Source organism: Companilactobacillus halodurans (genome assembly GCF_009600985.1).
Lineage (GTDB): Bacteria > Bacillota > Bacilli > Lactobacillales > Lactobacillaceae > Companilactobacillus > Companilactobacillus halodurans.
In genome coordinates this window covers 1-1,124 of sequence record NZ_VDFP01000232.1, presented here as the reverse complement: position 1 = coordinate 1,124, position 1,124 = coordinate 1, and the positions used below count along the sequence as shown (strand labels likewise).

Sequence of the window (1,124 nt, the reverse complement as noted above, 5' to 3'; positions counted from 1 at the left end):
CATTCGATTGTGCAATATTTTATGCAATTTAATTCCAAAGTGCCGTTTGATATTTGTAGTAGTTTAATTTACGTCTTGTTACTTCTATTGATGAATAAAGTAGCGGTGAAATTATCTGGTAAAAAACATAATCCTTTTATCTTGCCATTAATTTTTGGTTTTACTTGGTTTTATATACCTTATTTTGGCCAATCAGTTTTGTGGTTATCAGGTTCAGGCAATTACTTGTGGATGAGTGTAATTTATTTAGGATTCATTCTGTATAATTTGAAAGTTAGAGCCGTCAACTTCAGTAGTATTCTAGGGGTAATTGTTTTGGGGTTTTTGGCAGGAGCTTCTAATGAAAATTCGGGACCAGCGGCAGTATTAATTATCTTGTTATTTATGGTTAAACGTTTGATTCAAGAACATAAAATTAGTTTAGTTTCCACTATCAGTGTCATTTTCAGTGGTATCGGGTTTATTACTATGATGCTGTCTCCGGGATCACAAAGCCGTGGCAATATTCATCGAACATGGACTTTGATTCAAAAAAACTTTGCTGGCATTTATAAATTAACCTTTGATAAGTGGGTTTGGATCTACTTATTAATGGCAGTTTTATTGATTGTTGGAGTAGTGTTAAAGAAAATTAACGTTGATACAATCTGGGCAGTGCTATTTTTCCTAATTGGACATCTAGCAGCAGTTTACGCTATGGCCTTTTCACCAGAATATCCCGAACGGACTTTCTTTGGTGGAGTGATTTTCTTAGGTATTGCTTTGTTTATCTTAGTTTATGCTGTATTTAGTGAATTAACTTGGACTACAGTAGCTTTGTCGGCCATCATAACGGTCATGTTTGGCATTAGTTTTGGCCCAGCATATAAAGATATTAACTTGAGTTATCATCAAATGCGGACACAGTATCAAATTATTTACCAAGCTGAACAAACAAAGGATAAATCAGCACGAATACCATTAATGACGATGCAAAAAAGCAAGTATAATGCTAACTACGGTGTGATTGCCTTAGATACACCACCGACTGCTTTGATGAACCAGTGGGAGGCTAAGTTCTTTGGACTCAACCAAATCAGCGGTTATCGTGTAAAGTAGAAAATACATTATGAGATTAGTGTCTC

1 protein-coding gene is annotated in these 1,124 nt (G+C 35.1%); it reads left to right on the top strand.

From position 1 onward, the window contains the following. The coding region (locus FHL06_RS13840; RefSeq protein WP_238334067.1) for a DUF3329 domain-containing protein at positions 1 to 1,098 on the top strand (1,098 nt) is incomplete at its 5' end. Between the last annotated feature and the right edge of the window lie 26 nt (positions 1,099 to 1,124).